Raw genomic sequence first — 21,616 nt, 5'->3', positions numbered from 1 at the left:
TCTGAATATCCTCAAACCCGCCGTTTAGCCTTTTGCCTCCATTGACGCTCCCCGGCCAACCCTCTTATCTAGCGCCTTGAGGATTGGATCCCATCCCGGCTACTGACTGAATCGTTCCTTTCGAATCGCCCTGTGCCTATGCGCCGAAGGTTCGGAACGATGACTGCTGGCTGCAACAAGGAGATTACTTATGACACACACCCAAACCCTGGCCATGCTGCCTGCCCCGAAGCTGCCCCAGGCGGTAGGAAACGGCATCAGCGCCCTGGCCTCCACCCATCTGCAGGTCGACATATCCCCCTACTCGGGCATGGAGGAAGGCGACCTGATCGAACTGTTCTGGAACAACTGCTTTGCCGCCTCGCGCAAGGTGACGGCGTGCAAGATCGGCACGTTCACTCATCTGTGGGTACCGGAAAGCTTCGTGCAGGACGGGCCGGCACGCGTCCACTACCAGGTCCTGCAAATCGGCCATGGCCCGATGCGCTCGGCCGTCGCCCTGGTGCGGGTCAAGACCAACTACCCCGGAGGCCAGCCTGCGCCATGCCTCAACCACGAAAGTGATGAAAACCAGAATCTCGCCCCCGTGGGTTTGCCCGAGACGATCCGCCGCCATGGCGTCAATCGCAACCAGGTTCGGCGCGGCATTCCGCTGACCATCGAACCTTACTTGAACATGAGTGCCGGCGATGCCATCACACTGCGCTGGGGTGATGTGCGCCTGGACCTGCCGAAAATCCAGGACAAAAACGTTGGCCTGGCAGTGCAGGTGTGGGTACCGTCCCAGATCATTGTCGAAGCGGGCGACGACTGCCGATTGGAAGTCACGTACTGCATTCTCGATCGCGTGGGCAATAATTCACGCTGGGCACCGGCCCGCACGCTACGTATCGCCGCTTGCACGCCAGTCGTGCCAACCCCACCTGCCTCGCCCGCGCCGGGCTATCAACCGCGTCGCTTCGGCTCACCCTGTGAACCGGGGTGACAGCCCTTCTATGCATATTCCTAAAAGTTAGTTTATTTAAAGAATTAACACGCTTAGGGTATATGCACCGGACCACCGGACATTCCTGATTTTTCTGTTTTTATTTCATTGAATGCGAGGTCGGTATGGTCAGAATTACCCCGGTGCATAACGCCAGGGCATTGCGTGCAGCCAAGGAGCGGCGCTGATGTCTAACTTGGCTCTAACACCCCCCCAGAGTGATCTGGACGTAGCCCCCCTGTTGTTGCCCGCAACGGTGCTGCGCAACGACGCGCAGGCACTGAGCGCGGCTCATGAGCTGGCCCAGGCTGCGCGCCTGCAGGCCGCTACGCGCGACCAGCAGCGCAAACTGCCGTGGGCGCAACTCGAACAATTCACCCGCAGCGGCCTGGGCAGTATTTCCATTCCCCGCGAATACGGCGGCCCACAGGTGTCGTTTGTGACCCTGGCCGAAGTCTTCGCGATCATCAGCGCAGCCGACCCGGCCCTCGGGCAGATCCCGCAGAACCATTTCGGCATCCTGCACGTGTTGCAGGGCACCGCGACCGAGCGCCAGAAAAAGCAGCTGTTCCAGAGCGTGCTCGACGGGTGGCGCATCGGCAACGGCGGCCCGGAACGCGGTACCAAAAACACGCTGGAGCTCAAGGCACGCCTCACGGCCGAAGGCGATGGGTTCGTGGTCAGCGGCCAGAAGTTCTACTCCACCGGCGCACTATTTGCCCACTGGGTCGCGATAAAGGCATTGAACGATGACGGCAAGCAAGTCATGGCCTTCGTGCGGCGCGGCAGCGAGGGGTTGCGCATCGTCGATGACTGGTCCGGTTTTGGCCAACGCACCACTGCCAGCGGCACGGTACTGCTCGACCGGGTGGCGGTAGACCCGGAGTTGGTCATCGACAACTGGCGCCTGGGCGAAAGCCCGAATATCCAGGGTGCCGTGTCGCAACTGATCCAGGCAGCCATTGACGCCGGCATCGCCCGTGGTGCCCTCGACGACACTATCGCCTTTGTACGCGAGCGTTCACGCCCCTGGATCGACGCCAAGGTCGAGCGGGCCAGCGATGACCTGTATGTGATCGCCGATATCGGCAAGATGAAGATCGAACTGCACGCTGCCGAAGCACTGTTGCGCAAGGCCGGCCAGGTGCTGGACCAGGTCAGCGCGGCGCCGATCACCGCGCAGTCCGCCGCGCGCGCCTCGATTGCCGTAGCCGAGGCCAAGGTGCTCACCACCGAAGTGGCATTGCAGGTTACCGAAAAGCTCTTCGAACTGGCCGGCAGCCGCGCCACCCTCGCCGAATTCAACCTTGATCGTCACTGGCGCAACGCGCGGGTGCATACCCTGCACGATCCGGTGCGCTGGAAGTATCACGCCATCGGCGCGTATCGACTGAACGGCACCTTACCTGCTCGTCATTCCTGGATTTAACCGACCAGAACACTTTTTCCACGAGCTTCTGGAGAAACTCATGACCCTTTCTCACCACGTCGCGGTTATCACCAGCGATGAGCAAGCCCTTATCGTCGCCAGCGACCTCGCTGAAGATTTGCGCCGCGACAGCGCCCAGCGCGACCGCGAACGCCGCCTGCCGTGGCCCGAGCTGGACGTGTTTTCGCGCTCCGGCCTGTGGGGTATCACGGTGCCCAAGGCATTCGGCGGCGCGGGCGTATCCAATGTCACCCTGGCCAAGGTGATTGCACTGATTTCCCAGGCCGATGGTTCCTTGGGCCAGATCCCGCAAAATCATTTTTATGCCCTTGAAGTGCTGCGCGTAAACGGCAACCCCGAGCAGCAAAAGCGCCTGTACGCCGAGGTGCTGGCCGGTCAGCGCTTTGGTAACGCCTTGGCGGAACTGGGCACCAAGACCGCCCATGACCGCGTGACCAGCCTCACCCGCGACGGCGACGGTTTTCGCATCAACGGGCGCAAGTTCTACGCCACCGGCGCGATCTATGCCCAACGCATTCCCACCTCGGTGGTGGATGAAAACGGCATCCAGCAACTGGCGTTCGTACCCCGTGACAGCGAGGGCCTGACGGTCATCGACGACTGGAGCGGCTTCGGCCAGCGCACCACTGGCAGCGGCTCAGTGGTATTCGATAACGTGTGGGTCGCAGCGCAGGACGTGATCCCATTTCAGAGCGCCTTCGAACGCCCGACCACCGTGGGCCCCTTGGCGCAGATCCTTCACGCCGCCATCGACACCGGCATCGCCCGCGCAGCGTTTGAAGATGCGTTGCATTTTGTGCGCACCAAGACCCGCCCGTGGATCGATTCCGGCAACGACAAGGCCACCGAAGACCCGCTGACTCTAAAGAGCTTCGGCCACCTGAGCATTCGCTTGCACGCCGCCGAGGCGTTGCTGGAGCGCTCCGGCGAATTCCTCGACCGCGCCCAGGCCGACAGCAATGCCCAGACCGTTGCCGCCGCGTCCATCGCCGTGGCCGAAGTGCGCGCCCTGAGCACCGAGATTTCCCTCGCAGCGGGCAGCACCTTGTTTGAACTGGCCGGCAGCCAGGCGACTTTGGCCGAGCATGGCCTGGACCGCCATTGGCGCAACGCCCGGGTGCACACCCTGCATGATCCGGTGCGCTGGAAATATCATGCGGTAGGCAACTATTACCTCAACGATGAAAACCCGCCGCTGCGGGGGACCATCTGATGAGCAAGAAAAAGATCCTGCTCAATGCCTTCAACATGAACTGCATCGGGCATATCAACCACGGTTTGTGGACTCACCCACGGGACAACTCGACCGAGTACAAGAGCCTCGAATACTGGACCGAATTGGCGCAGATCCTTGAGCGCGGGTTGTTCGATGGTTTGTTTATCGCCGATATCGTCGGCGTCTATGACGTGTACCAGAACTCGATTGACGTGCCGCTCAAGGAGTCCATCCAACTACCGGTCAACGACCCGTTGCTGCTGGTCTCGGCCATGGCCGCCGTCACCCGGCACCTTGGCTTCGGCCTTACCGCCAACCTGACCTACGAGCCGCCCTATCTGTTCGCCCGGCGCATGTCCACGCTCGATCACCTGAGCCGTGGCCGCGTCGGCTGGAACATCGTCACCGGCTATCTCGATAGCGCCGCCAAAGCCATGGGCCTCACCGAACAGGTCGAACATGACCGGCGCTACGACCAGGCCGATGAATACCTGGAGGTGTTGTACAAACTCTGGGAAGGCAGCTGGGAAGACGACGCGGTGCTCAACGACCCGCAAACGCGGGTGTATGCGCAACCGGGCAAGGTGCACAAGGTGGAGCACCACGGTGAGTTTTATCAGGTAGAGGGTTATCACCTGTGCGAGCCATCGCCGCAGCGTACGCCAGTGTTGTTCCAGGCCGGCAGTTCCGAGCGCGGGCTGCTGTTCGCCGGGCGCCACGCCGAGTGCGTGTTCATCAGCGGGCAGAACAAGGCCGCGACCAGGCTACAGGTGGACAAGGTGCGCGCCAGCGCAGTGGAGGCTGGGCGCAACCCGGATGACATCAAGGTGTTCATGGGCCTCAACGTGATCGTGGGCGCCACCGAGGAGCTTGCATGGGCCAAGCACGCCGAGTACCTGAGCTATGCCAGTGCGGAAGCCGGTGTGGCGCACTTTTCGGCGTCCACGGCGATTGATTTTTCTACCTACGAACTGGACGAACCGATCCAGTACGTGAAGAGCAACGCGATCCAGTCGGCCACCAAGAACCTGCAAAACAACGACTGGACCCGGCGCAAATTGCTCGAACAGCACGCCCTGGGTGGGCGCTATATCACCTTGGTGGGCTCGCCTGAACAGGTTGCCGATGAGTTGGAATCCTGGATCAGCGAAACCGGGCTGGATGGTTTCAACCTGACGCGCGTTGTGACGCCGGAGAGCTATGTGGATTTCATTGACCTAGTGATACCGGAACTACAACGACGTGGGTCGTACAAGACCGCCTATGAGCAGGGCACCCTGCGGGAAAAAGTTTTCCACGGCACCGCTCGGCTACCCGAACAACACACCGGCGCCACCTACCGTCACTGATCAAAAAATGTGGGAGGGGGCTTGCTCCCTCCCACATTGGATCTCCATTGTTTGTGCCTATACCTTATGACTGGAAATTGATTATGAAAAAAACACTGCTCACCCACCCAGTCAAAGCACTGGCCCTGGCCTTCGGGTTATTCAGCACAGCGGTCTTCGCCGCCGACCCTCCCCTGAAAATCGGCACCACCGCCGCCTTCGCCATTCCGCTGGAAGCGGCCGTTGAAGAGGCCGGCAAACAGGGCCTGAAAGTCGAACTGGTCGAGTTCAGCGACTGGATCGCCCCCAACGTCAGCCTCGCCGCCGGCGATATCGACGTGAACTACTTCCAGCACATTCCCTTCCTGGAAAACGCCAAGGCCGCCGCCGGGTTTGACCTGGTGTCTTACGCACCAGGCATCATCAACAACGTCGGCCTGTATTCGAAGCAATACAAAAGCTTCAACGACCTGCCCGAAGGCGCCAGCGTGGCCATTGCCAACGACCCGATCAACAGCGGGCGCGGCCTGCAACTGCTGGCCAAGGCCGGGTTGATTACCCTCAAGCCGGGCGTGGGCTACAAGGCCACCGAAGAAGACATCGTCAGCAACCCCAAAAAGCTCAAGATCCTGCAGGTGGAAGCCGTGCAACTGGTACGCGCCTACGACGACGCCGACCTGGTGCAGGGCTACCCGGCGTATATCCGCCTGTCCAAGACCTTCGATGCGCAATCGGCGCTGCTGTTCGATGGCCTCGACCACCCGGAGTACGTGATTCAGTTCGTGATTCAGCCCAAGAGCAAGACCGACCCACGAGTGATCAAGTTCGTCGACATCTACCAGCACTCGCCGGTGGTACGTGCCGCATTGGATAAATCCCTGGGCAAGCTCTACCAAGTCGGCTGGGAAGATAAAAAATGACCGCCGCCAACGCCCAACTGCGCGACCTGGGCCATGCGCCCAGGGACGCCGAGCAGACTGAACTGCACCCGGACCTCAATCGCGCCCACGTGCGTTTTATCAACCTGGGCAAAACCTATGGCGGCACCGTACACGCCCTGCAAGGCATCGACCTGGCGATCCAGCGTGGCGAAGTGTTCGGCATCATCGGCCGCAGCGGCGCCGGCAAGTCGTCGCTGATCCGCACCATCAACCGCCTGGAACAACCCAGCAGCGGGCGCGTGCTGATCGATCAGGTGGACATCGGCGGCTTCGATGAAGACCATCTGGTCGCACTGCGCCGGCGCATCGGCATGATCTTCCAGCACTTCAACCTGATGTCGGCCAAGACTGTGTGGCAGAACGTCGAACTGCCTCTCAAGGTCGCCGGCGTGACCCAGGCACAACGCGTGCGTAAGGTGCATGAACTGCTGGAGCTGGTAGGTCTGCAAGACAAGCACAAGGCGTATCCGGCGCAGCTTTCCGGAGGGCAGAAACAGCGCGTCGGCATCGCCCGCGCGCTGGTGCACGACCCCGAGATTCTGCTGTGCGACGAGGCCACCTCGGCCCTCGATCCGGAGACTACCCAGTCGATCCTCGGCCTGCTGCGTGAGATCAACCAACGCCTGGGCCTGACCATCGTATTGATCACCCATGAGATGGCGGTGATCCGCGAAATCTGCGACCGCGTGGTGGTGCTGGAACACGGGCGCATCGTCGAGCAAGGCCCGGTGTGGCAAGTGTTCGGCAACCCGCAGCATGAGGTCAGCAAGACCCTGCTCGCACCGCTGCAACACGGCCTGCCGCCCGAATTGCAAAACCGCCTGCAACCGACACAAACCTCGGCTGATGCGGCGCTGGTGCTGCGCTTGCAGTTCACCGGCAGCGATACCGATGAGCCGGACCTGGCCGCACTGTTCAGCGCCCTCGGCGGCCGCGTGCGTTTGCTGCAAGGCGGTGTGGAACGTATCCAGGGGCACGCTCTGGGGCAATTACTGCTGGCGGTGAATGGGTCGCCGCACAATGCCGAAGAGCTGCGTAACCGCGCCGGCAATTGGGCACAACGGGTAGAGGTGCTGGGCTATGTGGTTTGATCGTTTAGTACAGGGCGCTATCGACACGTTGTTGATGGTCGGTGTGTCGTCGCTGATTGCCTTGCTGGTCGGTATCCCGCTGGCGGTATTGCTGGTTACCAGCGACAAGGGCGGTATCTACCAGGCGCCGGCGCTTAACCGCGTGCTGGGGGCGTTCGTCAATCTGTTCCGCTCCATTCCGTTCCTGATCCTGATGGTGGCGCTGATCCCGTTCACTCGGCTGATCGTCGGCACCACCTACGGTGTATGGGCCGCCGTGGTACCGCTGACCATCGCCGCCACACCGTTCTTTGCGCGCATTGCCGAAGTCAGCCTGCGCGAGGTCGACCACGGCCTGATCGAAGCGGCTCAGGCCATGGGTTGCCGGCGCTGGCACATCATCTGGCATGTGCTGCTGCCGGAAGCCCTGCCGGGGATCGTCGGCGGGTTCACCATCACCCTGGTCACCATGATCAACTCATCGGCCATGGCCGGTGCGATCGGTGCCGGTGGCCTGGGCGACATTGCCTACCGCTATGGCTATCAGCGGTTTGATTCGCAGATCATGCTCACGGTGATTGTGTTGTTGGTGGTGCTGGTGGCGGTAATTCAACTGAGTGGGGATCGCTTGGCGCGGGTATTGAACAAGCGCTGAACTCACGGGCATTCGTCCAACTGCGCGACGCTGGCATGGGGTACGAAGCTGACGGTTTTTTCCTTGGCCTGCCAGGGGCGCACGATGTAGCTGCCGTCCGAGTCTGCCATTACCCGCAGTTTTACACTGCGCTGCGGGTTGTCGGCGTCTACCAGCACGCGAAGAACCTTGGCGTCGTCCGACCAGGTCATCAGCGTACACACGCGCCCTCCGGAGGCGGAGCCTTGCAATGGCAACCCACCCAGCTTCGACCCGCTTGCCGGGATCAGCCCGAGGAAGACGATGAGTACAAAGGCTGCCAGTGATGCGAAGGCAACCGGGTTCTTGTGATCGCGCATGTACACCACAAGGCAGGCCCCACAGCCCTGGACCAGGAACAGCACGACCACCTCGGCAAACATGAACGGTGCAAAGAGCACAGCGCTGTCGGAATACTCAAGGAAGGCGCGGGAGACCGGCACGGTTACCATCAGGATTACCAGCATTTGAACCGCGCCAGCACCCACACTGGCCAGCCAGAACTCGCCGGATATGTCACGCAATGCAACCTGAGCAGGGCGTGCGCGCATGATGATGCCGACATAGGCGAGTACCGCCACCACGATCGCCACAATCCAACTGACAGTCAGCAAAGGTCCACTTTCGGCGTTCACCGACAGGTACACGGCGCACATCCAGAAGATGGCCATGACGACCAGGCTGGCAGCCCAGTGCAACAATAAACGCCGGTGCTGGGCCGTCAACTGAGGGGAAAGCGGACTGAGATTCAGCTGATCACTGAGGCGCACGCCCGTGTCGTTAAGGCGTTTGAACAAGATGAATGTAGGGATCAGGATCGACGCGCCCATCATGCCGATGACGAATACCAACATGGCGAACATGGCCGGCAATGCGGTGAACGCCGCGGCCGACAAAATACTCAGGGGTACTTTTTCCACCTGGATGTACTGGTACAAATACAAGCCTGCCACCGACAGGATCCCCACCGTCAGCGGCCAGGCGCGTTCATTGAGCCAGAAGAGGCCGCTGCTGAGTTTCGTGGCGTATTGGTCCACCTTGTTTGCAGTGAATTTCTGACCCTCACGTGAACGTTTTTCTTCTTCCATGAATGTACAACCCTCTTTGAATGAGGGCCGAATCTTACCCAGAATCCTGCGGGGCGGTCTGTCGGATTCTCCCAACACGCACACAATGAACCGCCCTACACCAGATACACGTCTTTCAACTCAAGGGTGAGCCTGAGGTATAGTCCGACCACCTCAACCGCAGCGGTGCGCCACACCATGAAACTCGCCCCCGACGACCTCAACCAGATCACCTCCACCACCCTCGGCCATTACAACAAAGTCGCCGAAGACTTCCGTGAAGGCACCCGTGATCACGATGTGAGCCAGAACATCGACGCGCTGTTGCGACATATCCAGGGCTCGGCGCCGTTTACCGTGCTGGATTTCGGCTGCGGGCCGGGGCGGGATTTGCAGACTTTTACGCGCATGGGGCATATCGCCGTGGGGCTGGATGGCTCCGAGCGGTTTGCGCAGATGGCGCGGGACGACAGCGGCTGTGAGGTGTTGCAACAGGATTTTCTCAAGCTGGACCTGCCACCCGAGCGCTTCGATGGCGTGTTTGCCAATGCGGTGCTGTTTCATATTCCCAAGCAGGAATTGCCGCGGGTTCTCAAGCAGCTGCATGGCACGTTGAAGCCTGGAGGCGTGCTGTTCAGCTCCAACCCACGGGGTGAGAACCAGGAGGGTTGGAATGGGCCGCGGTATGGCTCTTATCACGACCTGGAGGCGTGGCGGGGCTTGCTGACCGAGGCCGGATTTGAAGAGCTGGAGCACTACTACCGGCCGGCCGGGTTGCCGCGGGAACAGCAGCCTTGGTTGGCGAGTGTGTGGCGTAAAATTTAGTGCCGCATCGCCTGTACCGACCTCATCGCAGGCAAGCCAGCTCCCACATTCGGAATGCATTTCACTGTGGGAGCCGGGCTTGCCCGCGATGGCGCCGTAACGGGCAGCGTTATTTCACCTGATACACCACCGGCTTCTCCCCCTCCACCAGCGCCGTCACACTGCGCCCGGCATACCCATCTTTCTGCGCGTCCGAAAAATTCGCCACCAACCGCGTCCCATCGGCGAAGGTGGTTTGCTGCAACAGTTTGTCCGCTGTCAGCCAGCGAAACTCAGTCATTGCCTGAGTCCCCAACCGTTGATGCAGCGGCCGAAAGAACCGGTCCTGGCGCTGAATCACCGGCAGCCTGTCCTTGAGTGTCGTCGCGCTCAGGTGATACAGCGGCGGTACGTTGTAGAGCAGTTGGGCCAGTTCATTTTCAGCCCGTACATTGCTCAGCTTGAGGTTGTCGAACAGCCAGTGATGAGTGGTGATCACCGAGCCATGGAACACCGCCTGATACAACGGCAGCCGCATCGTCGGGTCGAAATACACCGTGCGCAGCGACGCTTTCAACGGCACAGGCTTGAAGAACACCGCCGGCTGTTCCGCCGGGTACCAGTTGCCGACGTAATAGGGCGACTGCCGGTCGCGGGTCATGTCCCGGTCACCCCAGCCAATCACCGGAGTTTGCATACCATGGGCAAACATAATGCCCTGAGCGGTGACGGCGTTGCCGTCTTCGGAACCTGCGGGCAGTTTTAGCGAAGTGTTGATCCAGCGCGAGGCGTCGATATTGCCCTGGGCATTCTGCACCTGACTCATGGAGGCGCCGTCGCGGTAGCTGTCAAAGATCATGCTGGTGGCGTACGCATCGAGGAACCAGGCATTGAATCCGGCTGCGGCCTGCACCGCCTTTACCCGTGCTTCCAGCAACGGTCGCACACAGCGCGGGTCCGTGTAGTGGCCGGATTGTTGGAAACCGGCTTTCGGCTGGCCGTTCTTCAATATGATTGCGCAGTCACGGTACGCCTTGCCGCCCAGGTGGGCAGTGGCCCAATCCGGATTTTCGCTGGCCGACAGCGCCGTTTCATACGAATCGTAAGGCGCCATCAAGTACCCGGCATCCACGCCTGCGCGAATCGCTTCGGGATGCCAGAGCCCGCCTTCCCAGCCATCCCCCAGGGCCAATAGCAGATGCGAGAGCCCCGCGTCACGCAAGGCTTGGATAGTCGAATGCCCCCAGATTTCGGGGCGATCACTCAAGGCTGAGGCGAAATCCACGGCCAGCTCGCTACGCAACTCGCCGTAGCGAGTGGCAAGGCGACTCATGTCGGGCTCTTCCACTTGCCAGGCTTGCCGGGCCTTCTGGTTGATGGCCGCATTGAGGCCGCGCAGCAGCACGGTTTGCTCATAACGATTCAATGCGGTTGTCTGTGCGAGCACCTTCGCAGACTCTTTGTCCAGCAGCCTGCCAAGCTCATGGGTGCGCAGCCGTTTGATCAACGTTGGCCAATCACGGACATCATCCAGCGTCAGCAAGCCGTTGCCCCAGAGGTAAACGTGACTGGCGCCGAGCAATTTCACCGCCTCGGGGGTTTGCCGCAGCTTGTCCGCCAGCGGCTCGTAACGGCCCTGCTCCACCAACCATTGGCGATAACGCTTGGCGCCGGCCAACGGGTCGGCGTCGCCCAGATGCAGGCGCAGCGTCATCGGTGCGTCGGGGGCAAGGGTGGTGAATTCATGGGCCGCTGACAACGCCAGGCCCTGGCCGTCCGCTTGCCATTCTAGGCGATTGTTGTAGGGGTTGGTCAGCAGCCAGTTAAGCGTGAAGCGCCCGTGATCCAGGCCCCACAAGGGCAAGCTCAGGTCCTGGGTGGTATTGACTTCGCCGTGCTCAAGCAGGAACGCCTTCCACACGGGGTTATCAAAGGGCACATAATGCCCTTCAGCCAACGGCCAGATCAGCGCCTGGCCCATGGCCGTGGCCGGCTGGCGCAGCAGGGCCAATTCACCCGGCTCGCGAGCACTGATAGACAGGGACAGTTCGCGCTGCTCAAGCCGGGCCGTCAGGCGGTAGGCGCCGCTATCCCATTGCCAGGAGACCTGTGCGGCATCAGCTTGCAACGCACTGACAGCGTGCGCGGCGACACCGCTGGAGGCTTGTACCGGGGCCTCCCCCGCTGGCGTGACACGCAGCGCCAGGGTTGCAGGGTCGAGGTCAACGCGCCACAGGGCGTTTTCCAGCACGGTGGAGGCAAAGACTGAGGGCGCAAGAACAAGCGCACAGAGCACAAAGATGAGGCGCAGGCACTGCATGGGAATCGACCTGGACGGAGAAGTTAGGTCGAGAGGGTAAAACATGCAGACAGTGGCCGGGGCAACAAGTGGATCTTTCGGAAGCTTCCCACAGCCTCAAGCGAGATGAAGATCCAAATGTGGGAGGGGCGGTGCGACGATTCGACTTGCCCCCTCCCACATTTTTAACCGCGCTGTTCCTGATGCTCTTGTTTGGGTTCGCGGATTTTGTACCAGGCCACATACAGCGCCGGCAAAAACAGCAGCGTCAGCAACGTGGCGATGATAATCCCGCCAATCATCGCGTAGGCCATCGGCCCCCAGAACACTTCCCGGGCAATCGGGATCATGCCCAGGCTCGCCGCTGCCGCCGTAAGCAGAATCGGCCGACGCCGGTGTTCGGTCGCTTCCACCACCGCATCCCACGGCGTATAGCCCGCCACTTCATACTCATGAATCTGTGTGACCAGGATCACCGAGTTGCGGATGATGATACCGATCAGCGCCAGGATCCCCAGGATCGCCACAAACCCCATCGGCGTACCGGTGGGGATCAACGCCAGCACCACGCCGATCAGCCCCAGCGGTGCAACGCTGGCCACCAGGAACATTTTCTGCACGCTGTGCAACTGGATCATCAGGAACGTGGCCATCAGGAACAGCATCAACGGCACCACACTGGCAATCGGGCCCTGGGCCTTGCCGCTTTCTTCCACGGTGCCGCCGGTGGCGACTTTGTAGCCCACCGGCAGGCCGTCACTGAATTTCTGGATGGTCGGCGCCAGTTGCTTGACCAGGTCGGTCGGCTGCATCTCATCGCGCACCGCGGCCTTGATGGTAATCGTCGGCTTGCGGTCACGACGCCACACCAGCGGCTGCTCCAACTCGTAACGCACCGTGGCAAACGCGAGCAACGGGATCGAGGTACCGTTGGGCGTAACGATCTGCAGGTTCTGCAAGGTTTCCGGCGTGCCGCGCTCGGCATCTTCGGCGCGACCGACCACGTTGATCAGGTAGATATCGTCGTGCACCTGAGTCACCGCCGCGCCGCTGACCACGCTGTTCATCAACTGCGCCACGTCTTCCGACGACAGCCCCAGTTGCCGCGCCTTGTCCTGGGCGATGTCGACGCGTAGCACTTTGCCCGGCTCGTTCCAGTCGTAGATGATCTCGCCCAAGTGGGTGTTCTGGTCCAGCAAGGTCGCCAGTTCGATGGCGTGCTTGCGCACCTGGTCGGTGTCTTTACCGGAGACGCGGTACTGGATCGGCCGCCCGACCGGCGGGCCCATTTCCAGCGGCTGCACATAGCTGCCGATACCGACAAAATCATCGCGCAGGCGTTTCTGCAATCGCGCAATCAAGGCGCTGCGCTCTTCCAGGCCCTTGCTGACGATCACCAACTGCGCGTAGTACGGGTTCTCCAGTTGTTGGTCCAGCGGCAGGTAGAAACGGATCGCGCCCTGGCCGATGTAGGTGCTCCAGCGAGAAATGTCCGGGTCGTCCTTGATGATCGCTTCGAGGCGGTCAACCGCCTTGCGCGTCTCGTTGATCGAGGCGTTTTGCGGCAGGTTCAGATCAACCAGGATTTCCGGGCGATCCGATGACGGGAAAAACTGGTTCTGCACAAACTGCATGGAAAACACCGAGGCCGCAAACAGCGCCACAGTGATACCGATGGCCCACCAGCGGTTGCGCATGGCCCAGAGCATACCGCCATTGAACGCGCGGCCGATGCGCCCAGGCTCGGCGTTATGCGGCTTCACATTGGCGCTGAGAATATGCACGCCGATCACCGGCGCAAACAGTACCGCCACCACCCACGACACCAACATCGCCACGGCAATCACCGCGAACAGAGTAAAGGTGTACTCGCCCGCCGAACTGGCATTGAGGCCAATCGGCACGAAACCGGCCACGGTCACCAGCGTACCGGTGAGCATCGGGAACGCTGTTGAGGTGTAGGCGTAGGTGGCGGCCTGCTCCTTGGTTTCGCCTTTTTCCAGGCGCGTGATCATCATCTCCACGGTGATCATCGCATCGTCCACCAACAAGCCGAGTGCAATGATCAACGCACCCAACGATACCCGCTGCATGGTGATGCCGCTGTATTCCATAAACACGAACACCAGCGCCAGCACCAACGGAATCGAGCACGCCACCACCAGCCCAGCGCGCATACCGAGGCTGATAAAGCTCACCACCAGCACGATAATCACGGCTTCGAACAACGCGCTGGTAAAGCCGCCGACGGCCTCTTCCACCACTTCGGCCTGGTCAGACACCTTGTGCACACCGACGCCCACCGGCAGGTCGGCAGTCAGCTCATCCATGCGCCCGTGCAGCGCCTTGCCGAACGACTGGATATTGCCGCCCTTTTGCATGGCGATCGCCAAGCCAATCGCCGGCTTGCCATTGAAACGGAACATCGGCCTTGCCGGGTCGACGTAACCGCGACTGATGTCAGCGATATCCGCCAGCCGATAGAAGCGGTCATTGAGGCGCAGGTTGACGTTGGCCAGGTCTTTCTCCGAAGCGAACTGCCCGGAGGTGCGCACCGAAATCCGCTCCGGCCCGGCCTCGATCACCCCGGCGGGCGTTACCGCATTCTGCGATTGCAGGCTTTGCACGACCTGGCGCTGATCAATGCCCAACGCCGCCAGTTTGCGCGTGGAGAAGTTCAGGTAGATCACTTCGTCCTGCTGGCCGATCATCTCGACCTTGCCCAGCCCCGGCACCGAGCGGATTTCGGCGCGCACCTGCTCCACGTAGTCGCGCAACTGGCGCATCGACAAGCCGTCGCCAGTAAAGGCGTACACCGAGCCGAACACATCACCGAACTCATCGTTGAACGACGGCCCCTGCAGGCCCTGGGGGAAGGTGCCGCGAATATCATCGATCTTCTTGCGAACCTGGTACCAGATCTCCGGAATGGCCTTGGCGCTGGTGGTGTCCTTGAGGAACACGAACACCGTGGACTCACCCGGTCGCGTATAACTTTTCACGTAGTCTAGGGAGTCGAGCTCTTCGAGTTTTTTCTCGATGCGATCGGTGACCTGCTTGAGGGTTTCCTCCTGGGTAGCGCCCGGCCAGCGGGTCTGGATCACCATGGTCTTGATGGTGAATGAGGGGTCTTCCTCGCGGCCCAGGTTCATATACGAGAACACGCCCATCAGCAGCGCGACGAACATCAGGTACCAGACGAAGGACTGATGCTTGAGTGCCCAGTCGGATAAGTTGAAGCTCCCTTTCATCGCGGGCTGTCCTCGTCGATTTTGACTTTTTGCCCGGGTTTCAGGCTGTTCACGCCGGCGGTGACGATGCGTTCACCGGCTTTGATGCCGCCATTGACCAAGGCGCTGTCAGCATCCCGGCTGACCACACTGACGTCGCGTGGCTGCACGGTCTGGCTCTGGGTATCAAGCAGCCAGATGCGCGTCTTGCCGTCGACGTCCTGCAAGGCGCTCAAGGGCAATTCGATACGCGGCGTAATGGCGCTGCTCAAGGTCACGCTGATGGCGGTGCCCAGGCGGAACGCGGCGGGAGTGTCGGTCAGGCTCAGACGTGCGCGGCGGGTGCGCGTGGCACTTTGGGCCTGGGGTTCGATCTCGCGCACGATGGCGGTGGTATGCACGCTGGGGTCCAGTTGCCCGGCGACCAGAAACACCACATCCGTCGGCAGGCGCTCGGCCAGGCCGGCAGGCAGGTCGATCACCGCCTCCTTGATGTCCGGGCGAGCCAGGGTCACCACCTGCTGCCCCGCGCTGACTACCTGGCCAGCCTCGGCATTCCAGGCGGTGACGATACCGGCGTGGTCGGTGTGCAGTTCGGCGTAATTGAGCTGGTCCTTGGCTTGATTGACCGAGGCGCGGGCCTGATCAAGGGTGGCCTGGGTGGTTTTCAGGTCAGTCTGCGCCACATCCAACTGAGCCTGGGCGCCGACGCCCCGGTTGAACAGTTCCTGCTGGCGACGGGCATTGGCCTGGGCATTGATGAACTGTGCCTGCACGCGGGCGAGGTCGCCCTGGGCAGCACGCAGTTGGTTCTGCTGGTCGGTGGGGTCGAGCACGGCAAGCAAGGCCCCCTTCTCCACCTCGGCGCCCACGTCGACGGCGCGACGGGCGATGCGGCCCGACACCCGGAAACCCAGGTTGCTTTCGTAGCGGGCCTGGATAGTGCCGGCGAAGCGGCCGAGGTTTTCCTGATCTTCAGCCTTCACTTGCATGGACAACACCGGGCGCACAGGTTCAGGCGGCGCCTCTTCCTTGGAGCAAGCCATCAGCAACAGGCTGGCGGCGACGATAACCGTCAGTTGCTTCATGGCTGGGCTCCTTGCTGGGCGATCTCGACCACCATGCCGGGGTGCAGCAATTGCCCACCGGCCACTACGACTTTTTCGCCGCCTTTAAGGCCCTCGCCAATAATCACCTTGCCGGTGAGGTAACGGGCCACCTTGACCTTGTGCAGCTGCGCCTTGCCGTCGGCATCCACCAGCCATACGGCAGGCTCGCTGAGGTCTTTGGTCAAGGCCGCCCAGGGTAATTCGATGCTGGCCTTGGCCGGGCCGTTGGCGGTGGCGCTCACCACCGAACCCAGCTCCATGCCTTTAGGCAGGTTTTGCAGGGCGATCTTCACTTGTATGGTGCCGGTATTGGCCGCCACTGCCGGGGTCACTTCCCGCACCTTGCCCACGGCTTTGATGCTCGGGTTGTCCAGCAGGCTGACGGTAATCGGCGCATCCGGCGGCGGCTCCACCAGCAGGGATTCATACACGTTGAACACCGCGTCACGTTCGCCATCACTGGCCAGGCTGAAGATCGGTACGGTGGCTTGTACCACTTGGCCGACTTCGGCCTGGCGCGCCGTGATGATCCCCGGTGCATCGGCGACCAGCGCCGTGTAGCCAAGTTGCTCACGGGCGTTGGCCAATTGCGCCTGCGCGGCGGCAAGGGCACTTTGGCTGCTGCGCAACGCGGCCTGAGCGGCGTCGTATTCGCTGCGACTGGTGTAGCCCTTGGGCAAGAGTTTTTCCTGGCGCACGAAGGCGGCGGCGGTCTGCTTGACCCGCGCCTGTTCGGCCACAACCTGGGCCTGGGCGGAATCGACGTTGGTTTGCAGGTCCTTGGGGTCAAGCTTGGCCAGTACTTGCTTGGCCGTTACTCGGTCGCCCACGTCCACCATACGCTGAATGATCTTGCCACCCACGCGAAAGGACAAATCGGTCTGCACCCGCGCCTGGATATCGCCCGTCAGCGTGACCGCCGCGGCAAAATCCGCCGGCTGCACGGTTTGCACAAATACCCGTGAATGCTGCTTGGGCTCGGCTTTGTCTTGGCCACAGCCGCTCAGCAGCGCCAGGAGGCCAAGGCTGAAAATTAATGTCGAAGCGCGACCGCCCATGCAGGCTCCTTTTGCGTGATGCTCACGTACAAGTGTGTATGCGACTGTGAGCTTAGAACAGGGTTCCTTATCTGCATGGAGGATCCCATACTCCAATGGTTCCCCAGCCGATTAAATGCATATGCTGAAAACCCTCGCGGTGGCCAATTACCGCTCGATCAATAAATTGGTAGTCCCGTTGGACCGCTTGAACCTGATCACCGGGCCCAATGGCAGCGGCAAATCCAACTTGTACCGCGCGTTGCGCCTGCTGGCCGAAACTGCCCAAGGCGGGGTGATCAATGCCCTGGCCCGTGAAGGCGGGCTGGATTCGACCTTCTGGGCCGGGCCGGAAACTATCAGCCGGCGTATGCGCACTGGTGAAGTACCGATCGAATCCAATGTGCGCCAAGGCGTCAAACGCCTGCGCCTGGGGTTTGCCGCCGAAGATTTCAGCTACGCAATCTCTCTGGGATTGCCGGAAAAAACCTCGTCGTTCTTCAGCCTCGACCCCGAAGTGAAGAAGGAATGCATCTGGGCCGGCCACATCTACCGCCCGGCCAGCCTGTTGGTGCAGCGCTCAGGTGCCATGGTGCGTGCCCGCGAAGGCCGTGCCTGGGATGTACTGGCGCAGCACACACCGAACTACCACAGCCTGTTCGATCAGGTCGGCAGCCTGCGCGGCTCGCCGGAGGTACTGCTGTTGCGTGAAAGCATTCGTGGCTGGCGCTTTTATGATCACTTTCGCAGCGACGTGGACGCACCAGTGCGCCAGCCCCAGTTGGGTACGCGTACGCCGGTGTTGCACCAGGATGGCCGCGATTTGGCGGCCGCGTTGCAGACTATCCGCGAGATCGGCGACCCCGAGGCGCTGCAACGTGCCGTAAGCGATGCATTCCCGGGGGCGCGCCTGAACATTGAACCGTTGCAAGGCGGACGCTTTGCCATTGAGTTCTATCAGGAAGGCTTGCTGCGGCCGTTGTCGGCGGCGGAACTGTCAGACGGCACCCTGCGCTACTTGTTGCTGATCGCCGCACTGCTGACGCCACGGCCACCGACCATGATGGTGCTGAACGAGCCGGAGACCAGCCTGCACCCGGACCTGTTGCCGGCATTGGCGCGCTTGATTATCCAGGCGTCGAAGCAGTGCCAGGTGTGGGTGGTGTCCCATGCCAGCCGCTTGATTGCGGCGTTGCAGCAGGATGAGGGGTGCAATTCGATTGTGCTGGAGAAGGTGTTGGGGGAAACGCGGATCGTGGGGCAAGGGATTCTGGATGGGCCGGCCTGGCATTGGCCGGAGTAGGTGGTGACTGTACCGGCCTCATCGGGAGCAAGCCCCGTCCCACATTTTGACCTGTATTCACACATCGGAATGTGTGAACCCGATCCAGTGTGGGAGGGGGCTTGCTCCCGATGAGGCCGGTGCAGCCAACACAAAAAGTCAGGTTTCAGCCCTGCCACTTCCCACCTTCAACAATCACACTTTCAGGCTTGGTGTCATCGCTCAGTTCTTTGCGCACATATTGGTCATAGAGCTTGAGCAGAAACTTCTCCTCGCCCAGCTTCGCCAGCTCGGCATTCACCCAGTCGCGCAGTTCGGTATTGCCCTTCTTCACCGCCGGAGCAATCGGTGCTTCATCACCCAGCTTTTCTTCCAGCACACGGTAGCCCGGGTTTTGCTTGGCCCAGCTGAACAGCACCAGGTTGTCTTGCGCATAGGCATCACCACGCCCTGCCGACAGCGCTTGCAGCGACTCGGAATTTTTTTCGAACTTGAGCAGCTTCCAGTCCGGGTGGTTTTTGGTCAGCCAGATGTCGGCGGTGGTGCCGGTGGTCACGATAATGGTGCGAGTCGCCAGGTCATCCAGGCTTTTCACCGCACTGTCGTTGGGCACCAGGGCCTGGACCGCGACTTTCAGGTTGGGGTTGGTGAAGTCCACCGCTTCCTTGCGTTCAGGCGTCACGGTCATGTTGGCGAGGATCAAGTCGACCTTGTCGCTTTGCAAAAATGGAATGCGGCTGGCGGGCTCAACGGCGACAAACTCCACCTTGTTTTCGTCGCCCAACAGGTCCTTGGCGAATTGACGGCCAATGTCAGTATCGAAGCCGACGTAGCGGCCAGCCTCGTCGACAAAGCCAAACGGTGGCTTGTCCGTGAAGACGCCAACGATCAGCTTGTCCCGCGCTTTTATTTTGTCGATGTAGCTGACAGCCGCGGGTTTTACCGGCTCTTCGGCCTTTTTATCGCAGCCGGCCAGCAAGGCGACGGCAAACAGTGGCAGCAGTAACTTTTTCATATCAGCTCCAGTTCCTTGATCTTTTTGGGCAGTGTTGAAACGAAGGAGAACTTCTCCAGGAACTGCTGCGCGCGTGCGGTCTGCGGGTTCGTAAAGAATGCCTCGGGGGTGTTGTGTTCGAGGATGCGACCGGCCTCCATGAACACCACGCGGTCAGCGACGGCGCGGGCGAAGGCCATTTCGTGGGTGACGATCAGCAGGGTCATGCCATCGCGGGCCAGGCCCTGGATCACTTCCAGCACTTCCTTGACCATCTCCGGGTCAAGGGCCGCCGTGACCTCATCAAAGAGCATGACCTGGGGGTTCATGCACAACGAACGCACGATGGCGATGCGTTGCTGCTGGCCGCCGGAGAGCTGGCGCGGGAACGCGTCGCGCTTGTCGGCCAGGCCCACGCGCTCCAGCAGTTTTTGCGCCTGCTCACGAGCCTCGCGGGGGTCACGCCTTTGCACTTTCAGCGGGCCGAGCAGGATGTTGTCGAGCACGCTCATGTGCGGGAACAGGTGGTAGCTCTGGAACACCATGCCGATGTCCTGGCGCACCTGGCGCCAGTCGGTGTTTTTATCCAGCAGCTCAACGCCTGCAAACCGCAGGCTGCCGCTGTGCGCGACTTCCAGCCCATTGAGGCAGCGCAGCAAGGTGCTTTTGCCACAGCCGCTGGGGCCGAGGATCACCACCACCTCGCCGCTTTGCACGCTCAAGTCGATGCCCTTGAGCACCTGTGCCTGGCCAAAGAATTTGTTGAAACCCTGGAACTCGATCAATGCGCTCATGCGTGGGCCCAGCGCCGTTCCAGCACCTTGGAGGCGGCCGACAACGGGTAGCAGATAAAGAAGAAAAACAGGAACAGCGCGCCGTAGATCAATACCGACTCGTAGGTACGCTCGATGATTTGCTGGCCGACCTTGATCACATCCACCACGCCAATCAGCACCGCAAGGGAACTGGTCTTGATGATGCGCGTGTAGACGTTGATGGTCGGCGGCGTCATGCGTTTAAGGGCCTGGGGCAGCAGCACGTAGCCGTACAACTGCGGGTCGGACAGGCCAATCGACAAGCCCGCTTCACGCTGGCCACGCGGCAGCGAATGCAATGCACCGCGCACCACCTCGCCGACTTCGCTGGCGCCCCATAGCGACAACACCAGCACCGCGCACCAGAAGCTCGGCAGGCTCACACCAAAGAAAATCGGCAGGCCGAAAAACAGCAGGTACAACCACACCAGCACCGGAATCGCCCGGAACAGCTCCAGGTAGATGCGCAGCACACCGTTGATCACCTTGTTATTCAAGGTGCGCAGCACGCCATACAGCACGCCGCCGACCGTACTGAAAGCGATGCTCAAAAACGAAATCGACAGGGTTTGCGCAGCGCCTTTGCCCAGTTGTGGCAACGACACCCACAGCAACTCAAGACCCGAACTGGCCATGCTGGAGCCTCCTTTCCAAACGGCTGAGCAGCAACGACAACGGCAAAAACAGCAGCACGCAAATCAGCGTCAGCACGGCGAGCATCTCGTAGGTCTTGTAGTAGAGGGCGATGTAGCTCTTGGTGGTGTAGAGAATCTCCGGCACCGCCACCGCGGAAACCACCGTGGTTTCCTTGAGCAGAAAGATGAAATTGGCGAACAACGCCGGCAGGCTGAGGATGCCGGCCTGGGGCAGAATCACATGGCGCAACAGCTGCCAGTCGGACAGGCCAATGGACTTGCCCGACTCGATCTGCGCCAGCGGCACCGCTTCCACACCGGCGCGCAACACTTCAGTGAGGTAGGCGCCGCCGAGAAAGGTCATGGTGATGATTGCCGCCCAGAACCCGGAGATATTCAAACCCAGGGCCGGCAGTGCGAAGTAGACGAAAAACAGTTGGATCAACAGCGGCGTGTTCCGCGCCAGCTCCACATACAGCGCTACCAGCCGTGACAGGTACGGCGTGCGAAACACCAACAAGGCTGCATTGATCAGCGCCACCAGCAAGGAGGTGCCGATGGCGATCAGGCCCACTTGCAGGGTTACGCCCACCGCTTGCAGGAACGCCGGCAAGGTGCTGAGGATAAAAGCGAAATCGAAGGTCATGTGCAGTCCATATCGCCGCATGGGTAATGCTGCGA

18 protein-coding genes are annotated in these 21,616 nt (G+C 61.1%); 9 read left to right on the top strand and 9 right to left on the bottom strand.

Going from position 1 to position 21,616, the window contains the following annotated elements; translation table 11 throughout:
• The first annotated feature begins 190 nt into the window (after positions 1-190).
• From LJX92_RS01255 to LJX92_RS01225, 7 genes are all read left to right on the top strand, one after another.
• Complete coding sequence (locus LJX92_RS01255; RefSeq protein ID WP_103733993.1) at positions 191-985, top strand: hypothetical protein; 795 nt, start codon at positions 191-193, stop codon at positions 983-985.
• 187 nt (positions 986-1,172) lie between these two features.
• A complete protein-coding gene (locus LJX92_RS01250; RefSeq protein ID WP_032878422.1) occupies positions 1,173-2,414 on the top strand; it encodes an SfnB family sulfur acquisition oxidoreductase in 1,242 nt (413 codons plus the stop codon).
• Positions 2,415-2,454: 40 nt separating this feature from the next.
• A complete protein-coding gene (locus LJX92_RS01245; protein ID WP_005783783.1) occupies positions 2,455-3,648 on the top strand; it encodes an SfnB family sulfur acquisition oxidoreductase in 1,194 nt (397 codons plus the stop codon).
• Entirely contained in the window at positions 3,648-5,000 is a 1,353-nt protein-coding gene (locus LJX92_RS01240; protein WP_032878423.1) for an LLM class flavin-dependent oxidoreductase, read from the top strand. The genes LJX92_RS01245 and LJX92_RS01240 overlap by 1 nt, the downstream gene beginning before the upstream one ends.
• A gap of 83 nt (positions 5,001-5,083) precedes the next feature.
• On the top strand, positions 5,084-5,899 hold the full coding sequence (locus LJX92_RS01235) for a MetQ/NlpA family ABC transporter substrate-binding protein (RefSeq protein ID WP_103733995.1): 816 nt from the start codon (positions 5,084-5,086) through the stop codon (positions 5,897-5,899).
• Positions 5,896-7,011 carry a methionine ABC transporter ATP-binding protein gene (locus LJX92_RS01230; protein ID WP_078820023.1) on the top strand — a complete coding sequence of 372 codons (1,116 nt, stop codon included), beginning with the start codon at positions 5,896-5,898 and terminating at the stop codon, positions 7,009-7,011. The genes LJX92_RS01235 and LJX92_RS01230 overlap by 4 nt, the downstream gene beginning before the upstream one ends.
• The gene (locus LJX92_RS01225) at positions 7,001-7,645 is read left to right on the top strand and encodes a methionine ABC transporter permease (protein WP_078820022.1); all 645 of its coding nucleotides are present in this window, start codon (positions 7,001-7,003) and stop codon (positions 7,643-7,645) included. The genes LJX92_RS01230 and LJX92_RS01225 overlap by 11 nt, the downstream gene beginning before the upstream one ends.
• Before the next feature lie 2 nt (positions 7,646-7,647).
• Here LJX92_RS01225 and LJX92_RS01220 read toward each other — a convergent pair whose 3' ends face one another.
• The gene (locus LJX92_RS01220) at positions 7,648-8,751 is read right to left on the bottom strand and encodes a hypothetical protein (RefSeq protein WP_228309223.1); all 1,104 of its coding nucleotides are present in this window, start codon (positions 8,749-8,751) and stop codon (positions 7,648-7,650) included.
• Between the two features lie 177 nt (positions 8,752-8,928).
• On the opposite strand from LJX92_RS01220, the gene LJX92_RS01215 reads away from it, so the two are divergent.
• Entirely contained in the window at positions 8,929-9,555 is a 627-nt protein-coding gene (locus LJX92_RS01215) for a class I SAM-dependent methyltransferase (protein ID WP_032878428.1), read from the top strand.
• A gap of 109 nt (positions 9,556-9,664) precedes the next feature.
• Here the strand turns inward: LJX92_RS01215 and LJX92_RS01210 are convergent, their stop codons facing one another.
• The 4 genes from LJX92_RS01210 to LJX92_RS01195 form a co-directional block, all read right to left on the bottom strand.
• Entirely contained in the window at positions 9,665-11,854 is a 2,190-nt protein-coding gene (locus tag LJX92_RS01210) for a glycoside hydrolase (protein WP_228309222.1), read from the bottom strand.
• 164 nt (positions 11,855-12,018) lie between these two features.
• Positions 12,019-15,084, bottom strand: coding sequence for an efflux RND transporter permease subunit (locus LJX92_RS01205; protein WP_032878431.1), 3,066 nt, complete (start codon positions 15,082-15,084; stop codon positions 12,019-12,021).
• Positions 15,081-16,151 carry an efflux RND transporter periplasmic adaptor subunit gene (locus LJX92_RS01200; protein WP_032878432.1) on the bottom strand — a complete coding sequence of 357 codons (1,071 nt, stop codon included), beginning with the start codon at positions 16,149-16,151 and terminating at the stop codon, positions 15,081-15,083. The genes LJX92_RS01205 and LJX92_RS01200 overlap by 4 nt, the downstream gene beginning before the upstream one ends.
• Positions 16,148-17,230, bottom strand: coding sequence for an efflux RND transporter periplasmic adaptor subunit (locus tag LJX92_RS01195; protein WP_032878433.1), 1,083 nt, complete (start codon positions 17,228-17,230; stop codon positions 16,148-16,150). The genes LJX92_RS01200 and LJX92_RS01195 overlap by 4 nt, the downstream gene beginning before the upstream one ends.
• A 121-nt stretch (positions 17,231-17,351) precedes the next feature.
• Between LJX92_RS01195 and LJX92_RS01190 the strand changes: the two genes are divergently transcribed.
• Positions 17,352-18,512, top strand: coding sequence for an AAA family ATPase (locus LJX92_RS01190; RefSeq protein WP_228309221.1), 1,161 nt, complete (start codon positions 17,352-17,354; stop codon positions 18,510-18,512).
• A gap of 145 nt (positions 18,513-18,657) precedes the next feature.
• On the opposite strand, the gene LJX92_RS01185 is transcribed toward LJX92_RS01190, so the two are convergent.
• Genes LJX92_RS01185 through LJX92_RS01170 form a run of 4 tightly spaced genes read right to left on the bottom strand, consistent with a single transcriptional unit; the run spans position 18,658 to position 21,581 of the window.
• A complete protein-coding gene (locus LJX92_RS01185; protein WP_228309220.1) occupies positions 18,658-19,506 on the bottom strand; it encodes a transporter substrate-binding domain-containing protein in 849 nt (282 codons plus the stop codon).
• A complete protein-coding gene (locus tag LJX92_RS01180) occupies positions 19,503-20,279 on the bottom strand; it encodes an amino acid ABC transporter ATP-binding protein (RefSeq protein ID WP_228309219.1) in 777 nt (258 codons plus the stop codon). Before LJX92_RS01180 ends, LJX92_RS01185 begins: the two co-directional genes overlap by 4 nt.
• Positions 20,276-20,935 (bottom strand): amino acid ABC transporter permease, encoded by a 660-nt coding sequence (locus tag LJX92_RS01175; RefSeq protein WP_078820016.1) that lies wholly within the window; start codon positions 20,933-20,935, stop codon positions 20,276-20,278. The genes LJX92_RS01180 and LJX92_RS01175 overlap by 4 nt, the downstream gene beginning before the upstream one ends.
• A complete protein-coding gene (locus LJX92_RS01170) occupies positions 20,916-21,581 on the bottom strand; it encodes an amino acid ABC transporter permease (protein ID WP_005783759.1) in 666 nt (221 codons plus the stop codon). The genes LJX92_RS01175 and LJX92_RS01170 overlap by 20 nt, the downstream gene beginning before the upstream one ends.
• Positions 21,582-21,616 lie beyond the last annotated feature (35 nt).

Source organism: Pseudomonas sp. HN8-3 (genome assembly GCF_020790195.1).
Lineage (GTDB): Bacteria > Pseudomonadota > Gammaproteobacteria > Pseudomonadales > Pseudomonadaceae > Aquipseudomonas > Aquipseudomonas synxantha_A.
This window is presented reverse-complemented; position numbering and strand designations above follow the sequence as displayed.

What these genes read in the sequence shown, in the direction of transcription:
- LJX92_RS01230 (WP_078820023.1), top strand. Translation starts at nt 5,896, where the DNA reads ATGACCGCCGCCAACGCCCAACTGCGCGACCTGGGCCATGCGCCCAGG.
- LJX92_RS01235 (WP_103733995.1), top strand. Translation starts at nt 5,084, where the DNA reads ATGAAAAAAACACTGCTCACCCACCCAGTCAAAGCACTGGCCCTGGCC.
- LJX92_RS01180 (WP_228309219.1), bottom strand. Translation starts at nt 20,279, where the DNA reads ATGAGCGCATTGATCGAGTTCCAGGGTTTCAACAAATTCTTTGGCCAG.
- LJX92_RS01250 (WP_032878422.1), top strand. Translation starts at nt 1,173, where the DNA reads ATGTCTAACTTGGCTCTAACACCCCCCCAGAGTGATCTGGACGTAGCC.
- LJX92_RS01175 (WP_078820016.1), bottom strand. Translation starts at nt 20,935, where the DNA reads ATGGCCAGTTCGGGTCTTGAGTTGCTGTGGGTGTCGTTGCCACAACTG.
- LJX92_RS01185 (WP_228309220.1), bottom strand. Translation starts at nt 19,506, where the DNA reads ATGAAAAAGTTACTGCTGCCACTGTTTGCCGTCGCCTTGCTGGCCGGC.
- LJX92_RS01215 (WP_032878428.1), top strand. Translation starts at nt 8,929, where the DNA reads ATGAAACTCGCCCCCGACGACCTCAACCAGATCACCTCCACCACCCTC.
- LJX92_RS01210 (WP_228309222.1), bottom strand. Translation starts at nt 11,854, where the DNA reads ATGCAGTGCCTGCGCCTCATCTTTGTGCTCTGTGCGCTTGTTCTTGCG.
- LJX92_RS01205 (WP_032878431.1), bottom strand. Translation starts at nt 15,084, where the DNA reads ATGAAAGGGAGCTTCAACTTATCCGACTGGGCACTCAAGCATCAGTCC.
- LJX92_RS01255 (WP_103733993.1), top strand. Translation starts at nt 191, where the DNA reads ATGACACACACCCAAACCCTGGCCATGCTGCCTGCCCCGAAGCTGCCC.
- LJX92_RS01225 (WP_078820022.1), top strand. Translation starts at nt 7,001, where the DNA reads ATGTGGTTTGATCGTTTAGTACAGGGCGCTATCGACACGTTGTTGATG.
- LJX92_RS01220 (WP_228309223.1), bottom strand. Translation starts at nt 8,751, where the DNA reads ATGGAAGAAGAAAAACGTTCACGTGAGGGTCAGAAATTCACTGCAAAC.
- LJX92_RS01190 (WP_228309221.1), top strand. Translation starts at nt 17,352, where the DNA reads ATGCTGAAAACCCTCGCGGTGGCCAATTACCGCTCGATCAATAAATTG.
- LJX92_RS01245 (WP_005783783.1), top strand. Translation starts at nt 2,455, where the DNA reads ATGACCCTTTCTCACCACGTCGCGGTTATCACCAGCGATGAGCAAGCC.
- LJX92_RS01240 (WP_032878423.1), top strand. Translation starts at nt 3,648, where the DNA reads ATGAGCAAGAAAAAGATCCTGCTCAATGCCTTCAACATGAACTGCATC.
- LJX92_RS01195 (WP_032878433.1), bottom strand. Translation starts at nt 17,230, where the DNA reads ATGGGCGGTCGCGCTTCGACATTAATTTTCAGCCTTGGCCTCCTGGCG.
- LJX92_RS01200 (WP_032878432.1), bottom strand. Translation starts at nt 16,151, where the DNA reads ATGAAGCAACTGACGGTTATCGTCGCCGCCAGCCTGTTGCTGATGGCT.
- LJX92_RS01170 (WP_005783759.1), bottom strand. Translation starts at nt 21,581, where the DNA reads ATGACCTTCGATTTCGCTTTTATCCTCAGCACCTTGCCGGCGTTCCTG.